Below are 20,078 nucleotides of genomic sequence, written 5' to 3'. Positions count from 1 at the left end.
GAGCGGAAGGCGTTTAACCACTGTACCACCCCGTCAGATCATTCAGTGGATACAAGCGAAGTAACTGACGATTCTGCACCATTATGAAGCTCTGAACCAGCAAATCTATGGTCTGAGCCCCAAATGGTGCCACAATTATGTTACTTGCGGCAGCATTACCCCCGAGGTCTTTGATCCAGATAGCACGCTCGAATCCTGTAGCTGGCTGATAGGCTATTTCTTGAACCCACTGCACGACATCAGGAAGCTGAATTGTGACCCCACCTACGGCATTGACAAGAATGATCGAATCCCCTGGAGTAACGAAGTACGTCCCCAGAGATGTGACTAAGGTGGTTGGTTTGACTTGGACTTCCTTCCATCCAAGCGATGGGCCAAGATAAACTTTAGATTTGTGCCAAGAGCTACCACTCATATCCAAATCGAGGTTTCTGGTATTGCTGCCAGCTGGCACTGCGGGCGGCAATCCAATAACCTGAAAGGAATTATTCTGAAATGCTGTATCTACAAAGGCAGGACCAGTCACAGCACCACCCACTTGCTGAAAGGCGTTGATTTGAAAGGCATTAGCTTGGAAGGACACATTGAGCTTCCTTACTATTGCCTGATGATGGCTGCTGCTGCTGGGCGTTGATCTGCTTTTGTATCTCGAGCAGAATAGGCGCAGCAATCCGATATGGAGCATTCTCCAAGCAAGCACCGATATCCTTGATCATTTGTTCCGTGAACGTGAATGTGAACATCATGTTCTCTCCTACGCAATTGTGATTGGCGGCGGGACTTGCGGAGGTAAGGTCTGCTGCTGCTGCACACCAGCTGTTGTTGTCCGCATAAATCCATCGAACCAAGCAACAAAAATCTGAACGGCCAAAACCGTAACTGGCGGTGGACTATTACCCACTAACACAGCGTTATAGGTTTGAGCGATCCAAGACATCATCTGCTGTATGTCAGCGTCACTGATGGTGAAACTCTTCGTGCCGTTGATTGAACCGCCAGCGGGCCAGGTTATGTTGGCCGACCAGTGAGTAGGCGCTGTGCTCGGCAGAGCAGCAAAGCCGGATGATGTGACTGTGACAGTTCCCATTGGTCTTTCTCCTATTAGTTGCCTGCCATGATGACCCAATTCGTGCCATCGGACACGAGTTCTGCCCAAGTGCCTGCTACAGCTGCGAGGATCGCCGTACCGGCAGAGCCGCCAACACGTGGGACGACATTGGATGATGCACTCACAACAGTAAAGGCTGCGATGGTCTTCACCCAGAGTTTCATTCCTGGGAACAACGATGGAGCTAGCAGCGTAAGCGTGATCGAAGCACCTCCATTGAAGATCAGAAATTCATCACCTATCGCATGAGTATAAGCTGTTGTCTTTACGAGAGGCGCAGTCGTTACATACGCGGACCCAGTGCATATCCCCTGGAAATTGACATTAAAGGCCAAATTACTACTCGGGCCAAAAACCCTAAATGCGCTAGCGGTAAGATTGGCAGCAGTCTGGGTTACAACAACGGTTCCATCAGCATTAGCGTTAAGAAAAGTATTACCATTGACCTGAAAATCTAATATCCTAGACGCAGCTGCACTCGCGGTATTAATAATATTCAACAACATTCCAGTAAATGAAACGCCGGCAGCATTCCAAGTCTGTGATAAACTAAGAATCGGGTGCGAGGTCGTTACCGTTGCTCCAGTCAGCGTCAGCGCACGATTAGCATCGTCCCAGCTCGTCCCCGACATGCCAGCAAAAGCACTAGTGTTATTCCACTGAACTTGCCCACTCGTGCCGCCAGGTGCACCACCACTAGCAGGCGCAGCCCATGTCAAATCAGCGCGCAAAAAGTTAGCAGTGCCACCACCAGAAGCTGGAACCAGGCCTTGCAAACCTGATGTTGCTAGATTCAGAACAGCTGTTGCCTGGGCTGGTGTTCGCTCTTGAAAAATACCGGCATTATTGTAGAAGAAGTTCCCGCTTGTGCCACCAACGACAGTCGTAGTGCCGACTGTCAACACAGTGCTGCTCGCAGCTGGTGCTGCCCAGGTACCGTCGCCTCTCCAGAATGTCGAAGACGATGCACCAGCTCCAGAATTGAGATTTGCAACTGGAAGGTTGCCACTAACATCTGTGACAAGGCTGATGTTTCCAGCGATGGTATGGGTCGCATTCCAGTTGCTTGGCTTCACAAGAGTTGCATCAGAGCCATCGCCCAGAGTGCTTACAAAGGTGTGGGTTATCGTGAGCATGTGAGCCTCATGGAGTGATTATCCTGATCCAATCCCATTGTGCCGTGCCGCCGCCAAAGAAGAATGGCCAGTGCTGCGTCGTGTCTTCGTTAAAAGCATCGGCGGGGACAGCTAGAACAGGCACATTGACAGCTGGCCCGTAGGAGAATGCCCTTGCAAGACAACCATCAAAGAATTTGACTATCAGCCCAGATGTTGCTTCAGTCGAACCGGTAATCGGTATCCAAATGGTGCCGTAGGTATGGAATAGGCTGAAGTCTATCGGCACAGGGCCATTATTCGAGTTGCCACCTATCATAGGGAAGATATATGGGCCTGATCCGGCGTATTCTGTGGTGCTTTGGTGCCAATCAATAAGTGCATCGCCTGGAACCATATCATTGACTATGTTCTCGACGTAATCATGCTCCAAGGCATTTACGCCTGGCGGGAATGCAGCATTGGGATCGGGAACTAGCATCCCTTCCATAGCAAATGCCCAGAACACCGAAGGCACAGTATTGTGGTCATGCGCATCAAATTGTCCGTTGATCTCGAAATAAGCCGGCGGTTGCCAAACCCTACCCACATAATTGGCGGTGCTGTAGCCAAATGCTGCATAACTCCACATTATAGTATTGGTGAGAACCTGCGTTCCAGTTACTGAATAGGTCCCAGCTCCGCCAATAATCCCGCTTAGCTGTCCAGTGACTTGAGTGGTTGCATTTGGTACATTGGAGGCGGTTATGTGTTGGCCGGTGGTGACCTTACCAAACACTTGTGGCATACCTGGGCCAGAGGCATTAACAGTCAAAACGCCAGCATTCAGATTGCCATTGAACTGCGCGCAGTCCTTCGCATACGCTGCCGAGCATAAATAACCATTGGTACCAATGTTATTGAGGAATGAAATCTTCGAGCCTGATACCACTATGTTAGCAGCCAAAGTTGGATTCGGTCCGGCAATCCCAGGCCAGAAATTGTTGACGTAGATGTTGAACCCAGGAGCACGAGTATTGTTCATATCGATTCCACTTGTGTCCAAAAAGTCCTCGAAGAAAACCTGATTGTTGAATCCCCATGCGGTAGGCGGCAGCAAGCATGTCCGCCATATGAGAACTCCTGACGTTCCATCACCAAGATAAGAGTCGCTCTTGGCGGCAGTGCCAGAACCATTATCAAGTTTAATAACACACTTAACTATACCACGACCAGTAGCGTTCTGATTCGGCTTAACAAAGTCTACTGTGCAAAAGTACCAACCAGGGCTACCCGCTAATGGAGCTATTGTTGCCGGACCCGCAACAAGCCAACCTGTACCGAATGCTGTACTGACCACGGCTACCTGTCCGCCCGCTAGATCGAAGACAGCTTCGACACCGCCAGGATTAGCCGAAGGCAGAACAGGACCGACTACCGAGTTGGCGGACTCTTGATCAGAATCATTTGCTAAAATAGCGATACGTGTTCTTCCAGCCACTTGAACAACTATACCAAGGCGCAACGCGTATGTCGTAAGATTTTCGAGGGTAAAATATCCCGCGGTGATATAGTGCTGATTGTTATTGGCCGCCTCTATAAGTTTCACCGCTGTCAAAGTACCATCCGGCGCTGTGCTTGTAGCACCAAAACTCACCGTCGCAGTCGTCACAGGAGTTGAACCGCTAAATATAATACCATATGAATTTGGGTTTAATCCTACGTCCCAATCCTTGCCATAGAAAGCAGGATTAACAACATCAGGGATTGACCATGTTGGAGACCAAGCTGTGCCGCCGACATTATTCCAAATCGTCTGTCCAGGCCGCAACATAGTGACTCTGCTAGTAATCAAAGGCAGCACCGCTGGCACTACAGCGTGCTTAAAATTTGGTATTGTGGTAGGAGAGAAAAACATCACTGATGTGCCGCTATCCTGAAACCCGCTATGGCATTGATGCGCCAGATCGTGAACGTGAATTTGTGTCCGTTAGTAGTGTCTAGTGCATCTCCTGGGCTAGTTGGAATACTAAAACCGGTGAAGCTGATCGTTCCGGCAGTGGCACCATTTGTGACGAGCAGCATCATCGAACCATCTGCGGCCGGAGCCGCCAGCGTAAAAGCACCGTTGTTGGTGACGTATTGAAGTGGGCAGCGTCCGCAGTCTGGTGTTAATGTTCCGCTGCTCTGCGTGCCAAGATTTGAGGAATTGACAGTTGCTCCGCCAGAAACTAATTGACCTTGAAGATCAAGACAAGCAATCGATTGAGATGAATTAGGCAAGGTAAAGATTCTGGTGGATGTCGTCGGGCCACTAAACTGAGTAAATCCATTGCTCGTGCCGCCATTAGTCGAGGGTAGTATCCCAACAACATCCAACGCCAGGTTTATATTGCCAACAATAGCATGGACAGCATTCCAGTTCGACGGCCTGACGACCGTCGGATCAGGCCCGTCAGGAACAGTGTCTACGAAGCTGTGAGTGATGGTAATCACTATCAGACCTTTGACTTAGGCTCTAGCTGCTGCGCTTGAAGCTTGGCATTCTGTTCCATTAGCTGCTTAACCGTAGCCTGCAGCTCGTCGAATTGCTTCTTAGTGACAGCGCCGGCCGAGACATTAGGGGCTTGGACTTGAATCTTATCTACGACGCCCTTAACCATAGCCTGCTCTAGTTCACTGAGAATACTCTGGGAGTAGGTCATATTCAGGGATTCGATTGGATGCTTCCACATACCTCTATCGACATAATCTTGCGAGATTTTCTTGGCCTCCTCATCAATCGGTTCCATATCTGGCGTCGGATCGCCAGTAAACACAATATCTCGAGGATATTGCGGATCTTCCTTATTGCTAACAATTATGACTTGCTCCGATCGATAGTTCCAATCTTCCTCGTTCTTTGGATTGAGATAGAGTGGGACCTCGAAGACTTTGCGAAGCCGCCGGCCCGTCTCGCGGTCGGTCTCTTGATACTCCCACTCAGTCCCGGGGACACTGAGATAGTGAGCGTCCTTTAGTGTCCATCTAGCCATAACATCACCCGTCTATACTGTTAACGCCGTCGATCCGATAGGATGGAGTGCTGGCGAATCTCGAGGCATTCATTATGGTGGTTGCACCAGCGTCTAAAGGCACAAGGCCAGGAGACATACCTGCTGATGTGCCGACCGTTGCCCACACTACATCGCCAGCAAGTGCGTTTCCGGTGGTGTCGGCATACGTCTGCCCGGCCTTGTATTTCTTATTGTTGACCTGAAAGGCTTGGGTTGAACCGAATCTTGCCATTTGAGCCTCCTAGAACTGGGTATAGTATACTGTCCACTGAACCGGCCCGGTGCCGGTGATCACCATGCAAAGGTTATTGCCGCCGACAAGCGAGTATCGACCTGGCAGGGCACTAGAGCTGGAGAGCACACTTTGTGCGGTCAGAGTATGAGCGGCCGTGATATTCACCGTGTTAGTGCCGCAAGTAGCGCCGCCTCCTTCTACTAGCTGGAAAGTGGCAGCTGCCGTAGAGGTTATGTCCCATCCACACAGATGGACTCGGAAGGTTGGTCCTCCACTGACGAGTAGCGTTGTTGCTGCGGCACTGGCACCATTTACGATTCGGCCACACTGGGCAAGTTGGGCTACCGCTGGCTCGACAGGGAAAGCCAGCAATAGCCCGAGTGCGAATAGGAGCTTTTTCATCGGACTCTGAACCACGTTAAGCTAGCGAAGTTGAACTGCCACATCACCGATGTGCCAGCTGTGAGAGTCTGAGCCGAGTAGGCTGGAGACAACGCCACTTGTACCTGCGGGGTGTTTGTAGTTTGGGCCGTAACCATTGTAGTCAGCGTGGTGTTAGTTCCTAGCGTCAGAAGCTCTCCGTCAAATGCTGGATTTGGAAGGGTGACTGTCCAAGTTGTCGGAGCGGCACCATTCCACATCAACACCTGCTGCTGCTGCGTGGCGATCGTTGTGGCGGCCCCGGAGCCGGTGATCAGGGCCATTGCCGTCCCGTTGCGGACTAGATTGATGCAGAGGAACGAACTCGGACCACCCGGTCCTTGCCCGGCATTCCAGCATTCGTTGCCGCTAACGTTGTTCTGTGCGACTGGTTGGGCTATCACAGCGGTGGCTAGGGCAACAAGCGCTGCCCCAACCAACCAGCCCTTAACATTCCGCATCAGTTCGCTACAATCACCCCAGGCGGATAGCCGCCAAGGATGTTATTTGCGGTTGCGTTGTAGAACTGGTCGTGACGATCGAGCACGATACAGGCTTCGATCAGACCGGCTCCATGGGTTCCAGCAGAAGTGAAGAGCATCTGAAGGAACCTTGGCTCTACAACACCGGCTGGAGGCCGAGGCATATCCATGTCGTACAGGCGAGCGCCTGCGACAAGAGTAGCTTCGGCGTATACTGGCGAGAGCCACCAGGTCACGAAGCCCAACGGGGCTCCCGAGCCGTTATCCGGTGAACCCTGCAAGGCTACTTGAAGGCTGGTCCCGCCTGTGAAGGTAGCGGTAACCAGAACCAAGAGCTTCATTGCAGGATCATCACCGATGCCGATGTCCCTTGCACCCTGACCTGATGCAAGGACAGGGATACCCAGCATGTGTAGGTCGATGATGTTGGTGCTGGTCTGAGCACCAGTCGTTGGCTTGTCCGTGTTGGCACCAGATGCGATGCCAGAGGACGTGCCGTTGCTGGTGCCAGTGAACATTAGAAAATTGTCGAGGATCATAGCCGAATCTCCTTTCTAGACCACTCGGGCCTCGTTGTTCAGGATCGCATCACAGGTCCGAACAGGGATAGACCTGAACGTGGTGACAGGCTTGCCATCGAACTCCTCGATCCGCAACAGAACGTTCGTCTTGTTCATGGCTTGGAGGTCGAGGTAGGTTCGGATGACACGGTTGGCATAGATGACGGTACGACCCATATTCGCCCGGACCTCAGGGGTGTCTGAGGTCTGAATCGTCGTCGCGCCAGCTGGCGCTGTCGGTAGACGGTAGAGACCTCGAACGAGTAGGTTGATGAGGTTTGCTGCGTTAACACCCGTGAGTTGTGTAACGTCAATATTGGAGATACGGACAGCGTAACGCCAATCTCTGGCAACGAGCCCGATTTCCCACTTGAAGTGGTCTCGGTAGGCTTGGAACGTGTTACCACTTGCATCTTGCACAGGCCACTCGCCCATGTCCCTGTGTTGAAGGCCAGTCACTTTTCCCTTGGGGAAGGTGGCGTGCCAGGTGTCGGGCCCCCAGACGACGATCCAGAGGGACGTATTGGTGGAAGCTGTACCGCCGCCATCAAGAACGTTGGCCGCCGTCTGGGAGTTAGCTTGGTTAAGCGTGCTGTAGCGAGGTGCCAATCCGGTAAAGCGTTCCGGGTTGATGAACTGGTTCCCGTAGATCAACGTGGCGGCCACTTGCTGAGACATTCCCTCAAGGAATGCTTTGACTTCGGAGAGCCGGAAGTCCGCAGTGTTGCCGTTCAGATCAGCCACATCTTTGTCGATAACTGCGTAAGTCTCAAGGTTTCCGCAGGTATCGACGATCTGAGCGGTTGTTGACTTGGCGTTGGGCACGCCCTGGTTCAACAGCCGCCACGTTGCCTGCGGAAGGCCGGTGCGCACAGTGGTCTTGTGGCCCGTCGGAAGGTTGCCTTCCACTACCAGCATGTCATCAAGTATTTCGTTGGTCTGGGACAGAAGCTCAATGATGACGGCGACGTGATAGCCATCATCCATCCGCTTGGCCCAGTCAGCGTAGGTTAGGGCAGTTGCCCCAATGGTAGCCATGTCAGGCTCCTAAATTCGAGTTATCTCCTTTCAACTATCTGAGTTGAGTCCATCTGCGCCTTTGCGGTTCATCCTCTCTGAGGCTGGACTATCCAGACGGTAAATTCGGGTACATCGCTTGGGCAGCGGAGGGCATCGCGCCTTCTCGACGCTGACCGGCCGGAGACGGCCCTTTGCCTGCGACATGGCCGCCTTCGGTGAGTCGCGAGGCCATCTCGTAGAATAGCTTGATGAAGTCCGGGTGATTTCCCACACCAGTAGAATCCATCACCTGACGAAAGCCCTCTGCAAGCTTTGGATTGCCGGCCGAAGCCAAGTCGATCGCTTTGCTAATCGCGCTAGTCACCTGATTGAGCCTCGGGCCAAGAAACGGATCGGACTTAACTTGTTTGATCCACTGCGCTTGCATATCATTCCAAGCTTGGTATGGAGCGTTAAAGGCTTCGTTGGATTGCTTGACATGAAAGTCAACCAATTTCTGAGCTTGGGTCTGATTGAGACCATATTCTTTGAATATAGCGCCAGCTTCCTTGATAGTCTCTTCATCTAAGGTATAACCTTCCGGGACGGTAAATGGCTCGTAAGATTCCGGAGCGCCTGCGGGAGGCTGCTGATTAGCGAGTGACTTTTCTTGGGCCTGGTTGACTAGGGACTTTTCAGTCGTATCTGACGTGCTGGCCGGGGTAGTAGCCAGAGTTTCCGTCGTCGTCGAGGTCTGCGGTGTCGTCGCCATCGGAGCCGTCGTCTGGCCCTTGTCCGCTATCTGGCCGGTCGGGGTCCTTTCGATCTGACCTTCGGTCGATGGTTGATTGTCGGGCATTTCTTTCCTCCATCATCTCCATGTATTCACTGGGGCAGGATGCCATGACGTCAGCAAGCAGCCTGATTCCAACCTCACGTTGACCTTCCATAAAGGCCATTCGGTGCGCCACATCGGAGTAGCTGGTAGAAAAGATGTGGCAGTGTTCGAGCAGTTCACAAACCCACTTACGTCCGGGAGCAACTGACATAATACCACCAACGACTTCACGACGCTGCTGCTCCTCCAGTTTCGCTTGTTTCTCCGCTGCTCGAACGTCTTTCCGATTTCCTGCATCATAGGCCATTATCCAGGTGCTCCCATCATTGCCTGCAAGGCGTTGCGGCCACCACCGACATCAGTTTCACTCAGTGTCTTCGCACCTCCCGCGAGCTTGGCGGCTCGCTCTGCCATCATATCCTGCTGCTGCTGTGCGGCTTGCTGCTGGCGCTGCTGACGTCTTTGCGCAAGGGCTTCCGGCGAGCGGATCATCTTGGGGTCGTTGTTCATTAAGTTGGAATATTTCTGGAGAGTAAAGTCAGTATCAAGGTTGTCCATGACGGAGGGATCAACTCCGACGAGGCCGCCTGCCAGTTGTAAGGTCCGCTCAATTCCTGAGGTGGCTGCTGCCTGCTGAGCTTGGGAGAGCATTGAGACGTATTCGATATTGATATTTGCTCCTTGAATATCTGGTGGAGGTTGGGGCAGGACTCCGGATCGAGCCATGATCCCAAAGACTCGCTCGATTGCTGGGCTGAGGAGTTCATATTCGATCCTTTCTAGCACCGGCCCGATCATGACAAGCGCTTCAGAACGCCGTGCATCAATTTCGGTGGCGGAGACGTTAGAACGAGTTTCGAACTGAGAGATGACCTGGAAAAGATCATTATAAAATGTCCTACGAATCCTCTCACGAATCTCATTAAGATCCTCTGAAATCTCGGCGATTCCGGGCTTCCAGTTGCCGTAGGCTGGTGCGAATCCTGCATTGTTGGCCTGCATCATTCCCGCTACATAAGTGGTTCCACCAGGAAGCAAGGATGCGGGTTGGTTCTTAAGTTGTATATCAGCAACCATCGGTGGGTTAACAGTTTTATCGATTGCTTGAGCTTTGCGTCTAACTTCCTGTTGGAGTTGTTTGATATCTGGCAAAGCATCCATTCCGGGAGATCGTCCGTATGCATCGTTAGAGACAAGGTCCCAACGAACAGCAATACAAGGATTTTCATGGAAGCCCCGCTTACGCAAGAAGCCGGGAGCATAGCTAATACCGCCCTGCGGCGAGGTCGAGCCGCCCCATTCCCAATAACACTCTCGGAAGGCGAAGTGATCTGGAACGCCAAACCTCCGGGCATCATCGTTCGGCTCGATCCCGTGAGCTACGATGATCTCGCGAGTTAGACCAGCCTTGCCCTCGTCATAGAGACGCTGGACCTGAGTGGAGGAATTCTCGTAACCAAACTGATTGACCACTTGATCGATGGTCATTGTGAATTCACGAAAGAAGATCGTTGGGTTGTATTTGCCGTCGTTATCGAGATAAAACTCGCCGAAGCAAGGATTATAGCAGTGAATAACATTATCGAAATCCTCGTATATGAGCATCACTGCTGTCCCAAAGATAACCAGATCGAAATATACAATCGCTACGGAATTGTAGAAATTGGATTCCTGGAACACGAGCATCATCAGACGTTCGCACTCTGAGAGCCACAAAGATGTCGGGCTCGTCTGAGTAGAATCGATCCGGCCAATCTTCAATCTGAACCAGGGTCTGGTCGGAGAGGAGATACCTGACATCATCCCGGACGCTAAGTTCCTGGCCGCAAGAGTCCCAGTAGAGTCTAATATGTGCTGATTGATCGGAGAACCACGGGTCATCTGGTTTGGAGTAATGAGCCATTTATACCTACGTGGAAGAAGGAAGTCGGCTAGTTCGCGAGCGTGGACCCACCAGCTATAGCGATTGACACGCAGGCCTAGCAGCCGCTCATTCACATGGCGGTGGTAGGCAAGGTCTTCATCGCTGACGTAATTAGCGGGCATTAAATTTGCTTCCCTTTCTTCCTCATTTCCTCCATCTGCTTACCAACAGCCTCATCGCTTATACCGCCTTGCATATACATTTCTTGAGTTTTGAGGCCTTTATACTTATTTCCCGGATCAGTGACTGACCGAAGGTCTCCTGGCTTCATTGACGTCTTTTCGGCGCCTCGCTTAACAATGAAACCACCATCGGGGTGCCGGTTGATCTGCTGCCAATCCTCTGGAAGATTATTGAGGTTATGATGTAACTCCTCGCCAGGCCCAAGGCCATCGGTTCCACCGAACCGGCGCCTCTGGATATCCGCGCCCAGCTCCATAGCTCGCTGCACATCACCGTTCTTGCGCATCGTACCGGTGGACCAGCCGTTTTCCGGATATTGAAATTGCTCAGGCACCGTTACCTCCTGATGGGATGGAAGCCAAATACGGACTTTTCCTCATTCTGAATCGCGCAACCGGCCGAATCTCAACCGGCTCAACATCCGGACCCGTCGAGATATCAAGTTCGGGCACGGGTTTCGGTGCAGGTGCGCCTTCTGGTGCGGTTCCGGCCTCGGTTGGTATAGCCTCGTGCCTAGCACGACTTCGCGTCATCGCTGTAGAAGGCGCCTGGCCCTCGACTTTCCGACTCCAGTCGCCAGTAAAATCTCCAGAGGTCACATTCTCGACCGAGCCGTATTTGGCCTTCATCGCTGGTGTCATATTGCCCCAAATTGCAGTTTTGGCCCAACTCGCTGATTTGCCGCTGGCCCTTTGCTCGTTCTGCCAAGCTGGCGCATCTGGATTGGCCAGATGAGCATCATACCCAGCGGCGCCCTGTTGATGGATCATGTAGATGTCTGGCAGCGTGGCAGGTCGACCGTGCTTCCGCTCGAATGTCTGCTTCTCCTGAGCTATCTTGTTTGCTGCAGCCCTCGTGTTTTGTTGTGGATCGTAGATGTCGCCTGTACCACCACCTGCGCGGAACTCTGAATGCGATAGCTGAAAGAGCCCATGATAAGAGCCCGTTTGTGCGTTAGGATTTCCGCCTGATTCCACAGCCATTATCTTTCGCAGCCAGCTTTCGGGGATATCTGTGCGACCAGCATTCTGCGCGATGTAGTCATCGTCAGGCATCAGCTAAAACCTTCGCCAATCCCTTCCGCAAGCGGCGGCTGGAGATCCTAGCCAAGGCGGCTAGGATCGTCTGAGCATCCTCGTGCTTCGCACCTTTAATCAGCCACCCTTTGACATCGTGGTAGCTCATGTGGCTATACAGGTTCTCGAAGCTTGTATCCCTGCTCAATGGAAAACCCTCCCTAGGCCACCGATCAGCTCGCTCGCGATCCAGAACGCGATCGCCGCCCAGCCGAAGTGCCAACGGCCCTGCGCGGTCATGATGCACGCTGCGATTACGGCGAACACAAAGGCGAAGCACAACAGGATCAATCCGACGTTTGCCATGAGCGCTATCCCAGTTTCGATTTCGCTATTTGACCAGGACCGGCGGCTGCTCCAAGGAACGTTGGAACGCCTGCGTTGATGCTCGCCTGCCGCGATTGCGCTGGAGTCGCCTGTGGGGCGAAGCTCTGTGGAGCTTGCGCTGCGGTAGGCGCCGGTGGCGGAGTTGGAGGTGCGAGCGGGGCCGGAGCAGCAACAGCCGGCGGGACTGGAAGAATTGGGTTGGCGGGAGAACCCAACGGAGGCGCTCCGCCACCACTGAAGAGATGACCAAGGAAACTCATGCAGCGTTCCTCCGCTCGTCGGCGACGCCATCCATCATGAACTTGGGATCGAATGGGTTATACTCCGATTCGACCAAAGGCTTCTCCGGACCATCGCTCCTTCCCTGATGCGGGGCGACAGGCATAGCGAAGGTCAATGCAAGTGCGTCTGCGAGGTCCGGAGAATCGATGCCCCGGTGCATCATATCTTCTTTCTTTTCGAGCTGGATTTCGTTCTTGACAGTATAGGTATACGTCGGGCCAACAAGCTGCGTTTTAAGATCAGCATCCGAAGGAATGGCTCCGTGGGATAACCAAGCCCGCATTGCGCCCCACATTTCCGCGCGTTTGTTCGCATAACGCTCGCCTTCGTTGCCAGTGGCCCAGCCCATACCTTGCGGTTTTGAGCCGAAATTTATGTCGAAGACGTGAATATGCAGAGCCCTAAGCTGATCAACAACGCCGCCGCCAACGCCTCCACCATCAACGAAGATGCCGTCGACTCTGTATCGGTAGAAGGCTTCTGAGACTTTTCCGGCGAGGTCCACTGTAGAGATGCCTCTAAGTCGCACAGGCGGAATGGTACGAGCATCCCGGCCTTTACGAAACCAGATGACTGATTCGTTTGCTCCGTATCGCGCAACATCAACTCCTATCACTAGGGGATCGTTAGGAGTGGAATAGGCTTCTGCGAGACAGGCGGCCTCGACAACTTCCGAGGAAATGAACTCCATCTCGCCAGTTCGCGGGAACACTCCTCGCACGCGCACGCGCACGAAATCGGAATCCTCGCCATAGAGAGTTATCCATTCTTGATGGAGCTTCGCGTTAGTGTTGAATGGCACTTCTCGAGCGTCGATCGTTTCTGTATTCCACACTTGGGCGAAACGCCCGAAACAATCCCTGAATCGACCCACGCTGCGAGTTGGATTCCCAAAGACACACCACAGAATTTCTGTATCGATATCCGTGAGGGCGCCTTCGGTGGTTTCCCAGATGCTATCGCTGATGTAGCTCGCCTCGTCGAAGATGACGAGCAGGCGTTTGCCTTTGTTGTGGAGGCCGGCGAACGCCTCTGGGTTGTTCTCGGACCACGGGATGAAGTCCAATCGCCATGTCATCTCGTGGGTAGGATCACTGGACATAATAGAAGTGGCAGTCATTCTAAACAGATGACTGCCAAAGAACAATCGGTGCCACTTGGCAAGCTCAGCTCGCGTCTTTGTCTCGAGCTGGGTTTTCGTGTTCGCGGTGACTACACCGCGCGTATCTGGAAACGTTGCCAATGCCCAGAGGATGATCCACGCGACACACGTTGACTTGCCGATTCCATGGCCAGAACTTCGTGCGATTCGTATCATGGCTTCGTTGATCACGTTGCCTGGTCGATACCCTTCCTTCAGTTTGGCACTTATGTGATGCAGCACGCGCAACTGCCACTCGGTTGGGCCGGTCATTCCCTCGAGTTCCCCCTGGCCCCAAGGGAAACAGAACTGAACGAAGTCAGCAGGGTCGTGCACGAAAGCGACCAGCTTATCAAAATCCAGAGGTTCTCTCACTTGTCACCCTCCGGTAGGAGGGCGGGCGATCCAGCCGAGGCGGAAGCATGGGAGGGCTTCCGGGTGGCGGGATCAGCTGAATCGCCCAAGCTGCGAAGATAAGCGCGTCGCGCTGCCTCGATGCGATCGGCCAGGCCGTTGGCATCCACATTGACGTTCGTCTGGGTTTTGCCGTGGCCAAGTCGATCTGCGAGATTCACGACGTTATCGAGAATAACACCGGCGGGGAGCTTCTCGCCTGCCTCGTGCGCATCAGCATAATCGTCGAGGAGGTCGCTTTGCAAGCGGAGCGACTTGACAAAGTTCTGCTGGAGCATCTGTCGAGCATCCATATGCCCTTCGATGTCCTGCTCGGCAAATTCGCGCCGATACATCTGTACTAGGTTCTGGAAGGTCGGGTCGGCCAGGAGGATCGAGATTCGGCTGATCGAATAGCCGGTTTCGGCTGCCACCTCGAAATGTCGCTTCCCCATCGCGATAGCGCGGGCAAGCCAATGATGGCTATCGCGAATCCGCTGGAGTGGTTGCAGGGGGATGAGCCGAGCCTTGCCCGCGTCGATGTCGAGCAGTTCCTGGTCGAGCTTCGTAAAATCCAGCTGCTTCACATCGATCACCCGATCGATGGCCAGCATTCTACACCGCGTCGCGGTGTTGTCAAGCCGATAGTTACAGATGGATGTAATAAACGCCGTTTGGGGTACCTAAGAGGTACCTTGCGGATTCGAGCGGCAAAACTTTGGAGGGGTGTATGTTGGGGGCCGAGCCCGAGTTTTGGCCCCCGGTGGGGCCTCGAGCGTCTCTGGGGCCTCAGCCTCGCTGCCGCGAGGCCACGAAGCGTAGTCAGCGCTTGGCCACGCGTATACGCTCAGTAGTTGCCCTGATGTTACGGTCGACGACTCTCATGGGACGCGATCGACTCATATCCAGTTTTTGCGCATTGTCATTCTCATGGTGCAGTGCGGTAGTAGGTACCGCGTGGGATTACCACGATGTATCGTCAGCTGGCCGCTCGAAAGAGAGAGAAGAGTAATGAGATTTTTTTTTTTTTTTCAGTCACCAGCTGGAAAAACTGAGAACGGTCCCCCCAGTGTTAGGCTTATCAGTACATGGCGTCCCATGACGGGACGTCACCGTAACCCCAGGGTCATTACCGAGCTGTGGCATAATTGCAACAGGCTCAGCAATTTTATTTCGTACGAATTTACGCCGAATTTACGCGGAGCGTGATTGACAATCGGCTCGAACAGAGCCATTCTCGCGTCATCGGCAAACCCGCCGAAACAATGGGAGACCACTATGGAAGTCCTTATCAAGAAGTGTGACCGCGCGATCAACGTCGACGAGAGCCGCGTGCCAGCGCACGTCAAAGCGTACATCGCCGAGTATGGCTGGCGCCAGCGCTTGAACGACTCCATCGCGTCGTTCAAGGCGGACGAGTCCGACGCGGACGAAATGTACGCCCATGTTGAGGGCATCCTCGCGCGTTTCTATGAGGGTGACATCCGCGCAGCGCGTGTTGGTGCGCCTCGCACGGCCGAAGGCCTTGCCCTCACGAAGGCACGGGCGACGGTTGTGGCGGCTTGGAAGCGGCAGAATCCGAAAGCCGATCTCAAGTCGTTCACCAAGAAAGACGCCTTCGCGCGGGCATACCTCGCGAAGCACCCGGAACTGGTGGACATCGCGCGGCAAGAACTTGAGGTTTCCAAAGACCTCGACCTCGACAGCCTCGAAGTGGCGTAACCAGGCCGAAACGGGACGGGGGCGCGAATGCCCCTGACCGTCCGAGCGTAATGCGCTCGCTGATGATGGCCAGTCCGCCACCGATCATTACGCTGGGTGACAGCCATGACCAGTGAAGAGTTTATCCGGAAATGGGGAACGCACAGCGCTTCCATCGTCATTCGTCATTTCCTCAATGGCCATTACGATGCGAACGAGTACGAAACGCTAAAGCAAACAATGCTCGAAATAGCCGATGATTTGGCCAGGTTGTTGGAAGCAAACCAACAACGCTGAACACCGCCAACGGCGGTCGCGTCAGGGCGATGGTTTCAAACGGACCATCGCCCTGAACATTTCTTATTTGAGACCATTGACAAAATGGCGAGCTTGTGGTACACTAAACAATGGGCAAATCGCCCCGCGAAAACCATAGGAACACAAATGCAAATTCAAATACCAGATGTAGTGGCAATTCCGCTGACCATCGAATATTTGCGCGGCATTGAAATTGAGGATACAAAAACGCGCCAATATATCGAGATGGCCATCCAACGTTTATTGAAAGTGCAACGGGAGGCGCGCTAATGCGCCTCCATCCATTCAGCGAAGTCGTTACCGAAGTCGGTCGCTTGATCGACGACGGCGTAACCATCTACCAGCAATTCAACTGCGTCGTGTGCGGCATCAAGCAAACGATGGCAGAGCCAAACAAGCTCTACACCCAGGGCGTGTGCGAGGAATGCGGCGCGACCACGAACATCCAAGAGGATGGTTGCAATTACGCAGCCGTTTTCGGGAGGGCACAGCCCAGGCAATTCCATTGTAAGTGTGGTCAAGCCTTTCGCACACAGCGCGAATTGACAGTCCACATCGGGCTGCTCAATCCGCACTGGCCAAGAAGCTCTCCGAGCGACGAGCATGGAGTCCGACTATGATCAGGACCATCATCACCCACCACTGGCTCTGCGGCGATTTCACTGTTAACTATGGCAGCGCCGCTTGGCCGTCGCATTCCATTCTCACGATATTCTATCCAGAGGACCTGTCATGACCAACGGCGAGCAGCGCTCCGATCTCAAAGGCGAAGCGGCGATCTTCGAGCGGCTGTGGCGCGCGTCGGAGAAAGAGTGCGCTGAGTTGCGAGATGAAATCTCGCGGCTAAAAGCCGAATTGAGCAATGCAATGCGAACGCTCAAGCAAAAACCATGACCACCGAGCAGCGCGCCATGCTCCACGCGCTTAGCGCCCTTCGGCTCTGCCGGGACGAGATGATCGCGATCAACGAGCCATGCGATCATGACGTTGGTATATGCTGGTGCGCGTTCCATTTCGCGCTCGATAAGGCGCAAGCCGCCATCGATCTGCTCAACAAGGAGACCTCCCGATGAAGCGCGAACATTGGCAAGTCATAGCAATATTCATCGCGTTTTTCGCGTTGGTTTACGTTATAGAGGTGTGGCAGCTCGAGATCGTCAAAGCGACGTTGTTTGGGCTTTCGCTTATGATAATCATGGTTGTTGCACTCGTTGGCATAGCGAGCGCAGTGATAGGAGATTCGCGACGTGAGTGACTATCCTGTTCCACGCCACGCAGCCTACATCTGGGCAGCGGGCGACAAGCTGATGGTGGGACTCCCACCGCGCAGCGGTGAATTGCACGGCCACACTGTGGCGTTGCCATACAACCAGCATGGCGTAGCTATGCTTCTGCGCACGTTGCGCGAGCGCTCCGAGAAGCCGGAGTCATTTATCGGCACGAAAGCTGAACCAACACAGTATCAACTCGATAAATGGCTCTCAGCCATGGCCGCGCAAAAGCGCGAAGCGGCAAAGGCGGCGGTAGCCGCTGAGATAGAGGAGGGCCTCGCGGCCCTAGGACTATAACGATGAAGTTGACGCTTGATCTAAGGGGATTGGGCAATTATGCTTGAGAAGCAGCCCCTTAGCGCAGGAAGAGGGTATGCCCAATATATCCTCTTCCTCTCTGTTTGGTTTCTCGTGTTTGACACCGCTGATGCAGGCGAGCGTCAGCTATGCCAGCTTGAGCCTAAGGACGCATCGTGGCACTTCAGAACCAAAATCCCTCCGATCGACGCCAAATGCTGGTACGACGGCCCTCGGATGAAGCCTCGAAGTGAACTATACTGGGCCGAAGCACCAGCATGGAACCTCGATGGACGCTTCAAGGGCGCTCCCGAAGGATGGGATCACAAGGAATAAGCCAATGCCCTATCTAATCCTACACAAAGTTCGGGGCCAGCCAGCGTTCGACGTGGCGGAGCCGATTCAGATCGGCAGCGAGCACGAGAGGGGCTGGATAATTCCAACCAGCGGGCACAGAGCCTACCCTTATAGGCATTGGGACCTTAAAAGCCTGGAGTACGCGCTTCCTGGTGGTCTCGAAGTGCTTCTATTTCCACCTTGGTATTACATTCCCGACGACTGGCCCGACCATTACCCAAACGTCAAGCAACCGCCAACGGCGCCTCGCGAATACAACTCACTAGAGGAGTTAGGATTATGAACCAGCGCGACCTCGACAAGGTGATGACTGAGACCCTCGACAAGATCGAAAACCAGCTAATCCCTCCAGGTTCTCACGTTCCGTACAAGAATCAGACTGAACTTAACACTGCCGAGAAAGCCATCGCCAAATCAGGGCCGAGGCCGCGTGGCACGGACATTATCGAGCTTCTCAATCGAGTAACCGATCTTCTGGATGAAACGAAGAGTCGAGTTGATGACGTTCGCGACAGACTCTCGCTAATTCAGCGATCCATCGGAGGCGAGTCGTGATGGACCCAACTCTTCGACTTGAATGCATTATTAGCTTGGTTGAAGCGTCCGAGTTGACCGGGCTGTCAATCGCCACTCTTCGTCGCCGCTATAAACATCTGATTCGACATCTCAGTCCACGCCGGATTGGCATAAAGCTGCGCGACGTGCTGTCGATCGGCGAGCCCATCTGATGAGCAAAGTTCCCAACCGCCTTAGAAACCAAATGCAAGACTCGTTGCTTGTGGGAAGGTGCACCCGCTGCAAACAGCCTTGGGGCACGTTTCGCGTGGATTGCTATCTTGTGATACGTTTCGGCTTTGGCACCAAGTTTTGCGAGGATTGTTGGGAAAAACTTTATCCGTTAGTTCAATGTATGGCAGCGGTTGAGAATGCTCGTAGACACTGCATGGAAGTTTTAGAACAATCCGAATCCCTCGGATTGTACATAGAGAGAGGAAGTCATGACAAATGAAAATGGAAGTGGTAACGTCGAGAAGATGTCTGACCCGTTTGTGATTGAACGCTCGCTTATCGGAGTTGCTCACGGCTTCACTGAGATCGCCGAGCGCGTTGTCAATCACACTCTCGAGCCAAAGGAGGCGCGGGAGGCCACAATGGCGCTGAACGGCGTTACCAATGTGACTAAGGTTCAGCTCGCCGCCATTAAGGTGTTCGAGCAAGCCAGCCAGAGAGCGAAGGAGGAGGCCGCTCGCATCCTCGGTATCGCCGCTCCGGCCCTGACAGACCAGACTTCGAAATAGTGTCTGTTCCAACTTTGGGAGAGCAGTCCGTCTGCTCTCCCACCTTGGAGGTAACAAGTCTTGAGCGTCCCAACAATCGGCGACGAATACTCCCAGCTTATGGAGAACCTCCGCAAGGCCGAGGAACACGCGGCGATGATCGCCCACCTCCATAACGCCGAGCGCAAGACCGAGATCGGCGTGATGTGGCTGGCGGTGAGCGAGAACTTCAAGAAGCTTCAACACCAGCTAACGCAATTGGCAATGGGGAGGCTGCAATGAAAGAGGAACTCGGAAGAACTTGGCTGGTTTATACAGTCAGCTTGCGAGCAATAAAGGATGACGCCATTAGAGAGTTTATTGCCTCTAATGGTGGAGTCCTGGTTTCGGTCAGAACGCCAAAGCGAAAGAGAAAGGCTCAGGAAGTCACAACTCCCCCGGCTCAGGAGCCTCCAGGAGGATTGGCTAATTGGATGAAGCAGAAGGAACCTTCAGATAGCGAATGGTTCGCTGCTGGAGGAGCTACTAAGGATAGAAAATGACAGTCAGAGCGCTTACAAAAAGGGAAGAGGCCAGGCTAGCCAAGCTTGGAGACCCGTTTAAGTGGGTTCTTATTGTTCCTGAGGTGAACTCGCCGTCCAGAATTTACGGTCCATTTGCTACGTTAGAAAAAGCTCGCGCATACCTCCCTGGCGTGGATGGCTTCATTCAGGCTCTTTCAAAACCAGAGGAACACTAA

The 20,078-nt window shown here is 53.4% G+C and carries 30 protein-coding genes and 1 pseudogene; 11 read left to right on the top strand and 20 right to left on the bottom strand.

The annotated features are described in order from the left end of the window. Window positions 1–13: 13 nt before the first annotated feature. The 19 genes and pseudogenes from VH187_RS05590 to VH187_RS05505 all read right to left on the bottom strand — a co-directional run bounded on the left by VH187_RS05590 (window position 14) and on the right by VH187_RS05505 (window position 14,732). Window positions 14–583: a hypothetical protein gene (locus VH187_RS05590; RefSeq protein WP_329700503.1), complete on the bottom strand. Its 570-nt coding sequence runs from the start codon at window positions 581–583 to the stop codon at window positions 14–16. After that, the gene (locus VH187_RS05585; RefSeq protein WP_329700502.1) at window positions 567–746 is read right to left on the bottom strand and encodes a hypothetical protein; all 180 of its coding nucleotides are present in this window, start codon (window positions 744–746) and stop codon (window positions 567–569) included. Before VH187_RS05585 ends, VH187_RS05590 begins: the two co-directional genes overlap by 17 nt. An 8-nt stretch (window positions 747–754) precedes the next feature. Beyond that, a complete protein-coding gene (locus VH187_RS05580) occupies window positions 755–1,087 on the bottom strand; it encodes a hypothetical protein (protein ID WP_329700501.1) in 333 nt (110 codons plus the stop codon). Window positions 1,088–1,101: 14 nt separating this feature from the next. Continuing rightward, entirely contained in the window at window positions 1,102–2,244 is a 1,143-nt protein-coding gene (locus tag VH187_RS05575) for a hypothetical protein (RefSeq protein WP_329700500.1), read from the bottom strand. 7 nt (window positions 2,245–2,251) lie between these two features. Beyond that, the gene (locus tag VH187_RS05570) at window positions 2,252–4,075 is read right to left on the bottom strand and encodes a hypothetical protein (protein WP_329700499.1); all 1,824 of its coding nucleotides are present in this window, start codon (window positions 4,073–4,075) and stop codon (window positions 2,252–2,254) included. A gap of 44 nt (window positions 4,076–4,119) precedes the next feature. After that, window positions 4,120–4,698, bottom strand: a complete 579-nt coding sequence (locus tag VH187_RS05565) for a hypothetical protein (RefSeq protein WP_329700498.1) — start codon at window positions 4,696–4,698, stop codon at window positions 4,120–4,122. 2 nt (window positions 4,699–4,700) lie between these two features. Then, complete coding sequence (locus VH187_RS05560; protein ID WP_329700497.1) at window positions 4,701–5,237, bottom strand: hypothetical protein; 537 nt, start codon at window positions 5,235–5,237, stop codon at window positions 4,701–4,703. Between the two features lie 4 nt (window positions 5,238–5,241). Beyond that, on the bottom strand, window positions 5,242–5,490 hold the full coding sequence (locus VH187_RS05555; RefSeq protein ID WP_329700496.1) for a hypothetical protein: 249 nt from the start codon (window positions 5,488–5,490) through the stop codon (window positions 5,242–5,244). A gap of 401 nt (window positions 5,491–5,891) precedes the next feature. Next, a complete protein-coding gene (locus VH187_RS05550) occupies window positions 5,892–6,374 on the bottom strand; it encodes a hypothetical protein (RefSeq protein ID WP_329700495.1) in 483 nt (160 codons plus the stop codon). Next, entirely contained in the window at window positions 6,374–6,934 is a 561-nt protein-coding gene (locus VH187_RS05545; protein ID WP_329700494.1) for a Bbp16 family capsid cement protein, read from the bottom strand. The genes VH187_RS05550 and VH187_RS05545 overlap by 1 nt, the downstream gene beginning before the upstream one ends. A 15-nt stretch (window positions 6,935–6,949) precedes the next feature. Beyond that, window positions 6,950–7,993 carry a major capsid protein gene (locus tag VH187_RS05540; RefSeq protein WP_329700493.1) on the bottom strand — a complete coding sequence of 348 codons (1,044 nt, stop codon included), beginning with the start codon at window positions 7,991–7,993 and terminating at the stop codon, window positions 6,950–6,952. Between the two features lie 88 nt (window positions 7,994–8,081). Then, window positions 8,082–8,813, bottom strand: coding sequence for a hypothetical protein (locus VH187_RS05535; RefSeq protein WP_329700492.1), 732 nt, complete (start codon window positions 8,811–8,813; stop codon window positions 8,082–8,084). Between the two features lie 19 nt (window positions 8,814–8,832). Continuing rightward, window positions 8,833–9,003: pseudogene (locus VH187_RS23555) on the bottom strand (Bbp19 family protein); the annotation flags it as partial. 95 nt (window positions 9,004–9,098) lie between these two features. After that, window positions 9,099–10,838: a portal protein gene (locus VH187_RS05530; RefSeq protein ID WP_329700491.1), complete on the bottom strand. Its 1,740-nt coding sequence runs from the start codon at window positions 10,836–10,838 to the stop codon at window positions 9,099–9,101. Next, window positions 10,838–11,233, bottom strand: coding sequence for a hypothetical protein (locus VH187_RS05525; protein WP_329700490.1), 396 nt, complete (start codon window positions 11,231–11,233; stop codon window positions 10,838–10,840). Before VH187_RS05525 ends, VH187_RS05530 begins: the two co-directional genes overlap by 1 nt. Then, complete coding sequence (locus VH187_RS05520; protein ID WP_329700489.1) at window positions 11,226–11,954, bottom strand: transglycosylase SLT domain-containing protein; 729 nt, start codon at window positions 11,952–11,954, stop codon at window positions 11,226–11,228. Before VH187_RS05520 ends, VH187_RS05525 begins: the two co-directional genes overlap by 8 nt. A 165-nt stretch (window positions 11,955–12,119) precedes the next feature. Further along, window positions 12,120–12,281: a hypothetical protein gene (locus tag VH187_RS05515; protein WP_329700488.1), complete on the bottom strand. Its 162-nt coding sequence runs from the start codon at window positions 12,279–12,281 to the stop codon at window positions 12,120–12,122. Window positions 12,282–12,558: 277 nt separating this feature from the next. After that, window positions 12,559–14,100 carry a terminase gene (locus tag VH187_RS05510; RefSeq protein WP_329700487.1) on the bottom strand — a complete coding sequence of 514 codons (1,542 nt, stop codon included), beginning with the start codon at window positions 14,098–14,100 and terminating at the stop codon, window positions 12,559–12,561. Continuing rightward, on the bottom strand, window positions 14,097–14,732 hold the full coding sequence (locus VH187_RS05505) for a hypothetical protein (protein ID WP_329700486.1): 636 nt from the start codon (window positions 14,730–14,732) through the stop codon (window positions 14,097–14,099). The genes VH187_RS05510 and VH187_RS05505 overlap by 4 nt, the downstream gene beginning before the upstream one ends. A gap of 664 nt (window positions 14,733–15,396) precedes the next feature. On the opposite strand from VH187_RS05505, the gene VH187_RS05500 reads away from it, so the two are divergent. From VH187_RS05500 to VH187_RS05490, 3 genes are all read left to right on the top strand, one after another. Continuing rightward, the gene (locus tag VH187_RS05500) at window positions 15,397–15,840 is read left to right on the top strand and encodes a hypothetical protein (RefSeq protein ID WP_329700485.1); all 444 of its coding nucleotides are present in this window, start codon (window positions 15,397–15,399) and stop codon (window positions 15,838–15,840) included. A gap of 105 nt (window positions 15,841–15,945) precedes the next feature. Beyond that, the gene (locus tag VH187_RS05495) at window positions 15,946–16,116 is read left to right on the top strand and encodes a hypothetical protein (RefSeq protein WP_329700484.1); all 171 of its coding nucleotides are present in this window, start codon (window positions 15,946–15,948) and stop codon (window positions 16,114–16,116) included. 147 nt (window positions 16,117–16,263) lie between these two features. Next, window positions 16,264–16,407 (top strand): hypothetical protein, encoded by a 144-nt coding sequence (locus VH187_RS05490; RefSeq protein ID WP_329700483.1) that lies wholly within the window; start codon window positions 16,264–16,266, stop codon window positions 16,405–16,407. On the opposite strand, the gene VH187_RS05485 is transcribed toward VH187_RS05490, so the two are convergent. Then, on the bottom strand, window positions 16,404–16,691 hold the full coding sequence (locus tag VH187_RS05485; RefSeq protein ID WP_329700482.1) for a hypothetical protein: 288 nt from the start codon (window positions 16,689–16,691) through the stop codon (window positions 16,404–16,406). The genes VH187_RS05490 and VH187_RS05485 overlap by 4 nt on opposite strands. 178 nt (window positions 16,692–16,869) lie before the next feature. On the opposite strand from VH187_RS05485, the gene VH187_RS05480 reads away from it, so the two are divergent. The 8 genes from VH187_RS05480 to VH187_RS05445 all read left to right on the top strand — a co-directional run bounded on the left by VH187_RS05480 (window position 16,870) and on the right by VH187_RS05445 (window position 20,078). Next, window positions 16,870–17,031: a hypothetical protein gene (locus VH187_RS05480; protein ID WP_329700481.1), complete on the top strand. Its 162-nt coding sequence runs from the start codon at window positions 16,870–16,872 to the stop codon at window positions 17,029–17,031. Further along, entirely contained in the window at window positions 17,028–17,210 is a 183-nt protein-coding gene (locus VH187_RS05475) for a hypothetical protein (protein WP_329700480.1), read from the top strand. The genes VH187_RS05480 and VH187_RS05475 overlap by 4 nt, the downstream gene beginning before the upstream one ends. A 234-nt stretch (window positions 17,211–17,444) precedes the next feature. Next, the gene (locus VH187_RS05470; protein WP_329700479.1) at window positions 17,445–17,705 is read left to right on the top strand and encodes a hypothetical protein; all 261 of its coding nucleotides are present in this window, start codon (window positions 17,445–17,447) and stop codon (window positions 17,703–17,705) included. A gap of 636 nt (window positions 17,706–18,341) precedes the next feature. Next, window positions 18,342–18,617, top strand: a complete 276-nt coding sequence (locus VH187_RS05465; RefSeq protein ID WP_329700478.1) for a hypothetical protein — start codon at window positions 18,342–18,344, stop codon at window positions 18,615–18,617. 443 nt (window positions 18,618–19,060) lie between these two features. Beyond that, window positions 19,061–19,360, top strand: a complete 300-nt coding sequence (locus VH187_RS05460; protein ID WP_329700477.1) for a hypothetical protein — start codon at window positions 19,061–19,063, stop codon at window positions 19,358–19,360. A 60-nt stretch (window positions 19,361–19,420) separates the two neighbouring features. After that, window positions 19,421–19,621 carry a hypothetical protein gene (locus tag VH187_RS05455; protein WP_329700476.1) on the top strand — a complete coding sequence of 67 codons (201 nt, stop codon included), beginning with the start codon at window positions 19,421–19,423 and terminating at the stop codon, window positions 19,619–19,621. Further along, complete coding sequence (locus VH187_RS05450) at window positions 19,618–19,881, top strand: hypothetical protein (RefSeq protein WP_329700475.1); 264 nt, start codon at window positions 19,618–19,620, stop codon at window positions 19,879–19,881. The genes VH187_RS05455 and VH187_RS05450 overlap by 4 nt, the downstream gene beginning before the upstream one ends. Beyond that, a complete protein-coding gene (locus tag VH187_RS05445) occupies window positions 19,878–20,078 on the top strand; it encodes a hypothetical protein (protein ID WP_329700474.1) in 201 nt (66 codons plus the stop codon). Before VH187_RS05450 ends, VH187_RS05445 begins: the two co-directional genes overlap by 4 nt.

This window comes from Scandinavium sp., assembly GCF_036271055.1.
GTDB lineage: Bacteria > Pseudomonadota > Gammaproteobacteria > Enterobacterales > Enterobacteriaceae > Scandinavium.
The sequence above is the reverse complement of the archived record's forward strand: the minus strand, read 5'-3'. Positions and strand labels throughout refer to the sequence as shown.

Bases quoted from the DNA above. Each gene is read 5' to 3' on its own strand.
- VH187_RS05585 (WP_329700502.1), bottom strand. From the start codon at position 746: ATGATGTTCACATTCACGTTCACGGAACAAATGATCAAGGATATCGGT.
- VH187_RS05580 (WP_329700501.1), bottom strand. From the start codon at position 1,087: ATGGGAACTGTCACAGTCACATCATCCGGCTTTGCTGCTCTGCCGAGC.
- VH187_RS05575 (WP_329700500.1), bottom strand. From the start codon at position 2,244: ATGCTCACGATAACCCACACCTTTGTAAGCACTCTGGGCGATGGCTCT.
- VH187_RS05560 (WP_329700497.1), bottom strand. From the start codon at position 5,237: ATGGCTAGATGGACACTAAAGGACGCTCACTATCTCAGTGTCCCCGGG.
- VH187_RS05555 (WP_329700496.1), bottom strand. From the start codon at position 5,490: ATGGCAAGATTCGGTTCAACCCAAGCCTTTCAGGTCAACAATAAGAAA.
- VH187_RS05550 (WP_329700495.1), bottom strand. From the start codon at position 6,374: ATGCGGAATGTTAAGGGCTGGTTGGTTGGGGCAGCGCTTGTTGCCCTA.
- VH187_RS05545 (WP_329700494.1), bottom strand. From the start codon at position 6,934: ATGATCCTCGACAATTTTCTAATGTTCACTGGCACCAGCAACGGCACG.
- VH187_RS05540 (WP_329700493.1), bottom strand. From the start codon at position 7,993: ATGGCTACCATTGGGGCAACTGCCCTAACCTACGCTGACTGGGCCAAG.
- VH187_RS05535 (WP_329700492.1), bottom strand. From the start codon at position 8,813: ATGCCCGACAATCAACCATCGACCGAAGGTCAGATCGAAAGGACCCCG.
- VH187_RS05530 (WP_329700491.1), bottom strand. From the start codon at position 10,838: ATGCCCGCTAATTACGTCAGCGATGAAGACCTTGCCTACCACCGCCAT.
- VH187_RS05520 (WP_329700489.1), bottom strand. From the start codon at position 11,954: ATGCCTGACGATGACTACATCGCGCAGAATGCTGGTCGCACAGATATC.
- VH187_RS05515 (WP_329700488.1), bottom strand. From the start codon at position 12,281: ATGGCAAACGTCGGATTGATCCTGTTGTGCTTCGCCTTTGTGTTCGCC.
- VH187_RS05505 (WP_329700486.1), bottom strand. From the start codon at position 14,732: ATGCTGGCCATCGATCGGGTGATCGATGTGAAGCAGCTGGATTTTACG.
- VH187_RS05500 (WP_329700485.1), top strand. From the start codon at position 15,397: ATGGAAGTCCTTATCAAGAAGTGTGACCGCGCGATCAACGTCGACGAG.
- VH187_RS05495 (WP_329700484.1), top strand. From the start codon at position 15,946: ATGACCAGTGAAGAGTTTATCCGGAAATGGGGAACGCACAGCGCTTCC.
- VH187_RS05490 (WP_329700483.1), top strand. From the start codon at position 16,264: ATGCAAATTCAAATACCAGATGTAGTGGCAATTCCGCTGACCATCGAA.
- VH187_RS05480 (WP_329700481.1), top strand. From the start codon at position 16,870: ATGACCAACGGCGAGCAGCGCTCCGATCTCAAAGGCGAAGCGGCGATC.
- VH187_RS05475 (WP_329700480.1), top strand. From the start codon at position 17,028: ATGACCACCGAGCAGCGCGCCATGCTCCACGCGCTTAGCGCCCTTCGG.
- VH187_RS05470 (WP_329700479.1), top strand. From the start codon at position 17,445: ATGGTGGGACTCCCACCGCGCAGCGGTGAATTGCACGGCCACACTGTG.
- VH187_RS05465 (WP_329700478.1), top strand. From the start codon at position 18,342: ATGAACCAGCGCGACCTCGACAAGGTGATGACTGAGACCCTCGACAAG.
- VH187_RS05460 (WP_329700477.1), top strand. From the start codon at position 19,061: ATGACAAATGAAAATGGAAGTGGTAACGTCGAGAAGATGTCTGACCCG.
- VH187_RS05450 (WP_329700475.1), top strand. From the start codon at position 19,618: ATGAAAGAGGAACTCGGAAGAACTTGGCTGGTTTATACAGTCAGCTTG.
- VH187_RS05445 (WP_329700474.1), top strand. From the start codon at position 19,878: ATGACAGTCAGAGCGCTTACAAAAAGGGAAGAGGCCAGGCTAGCCAAG.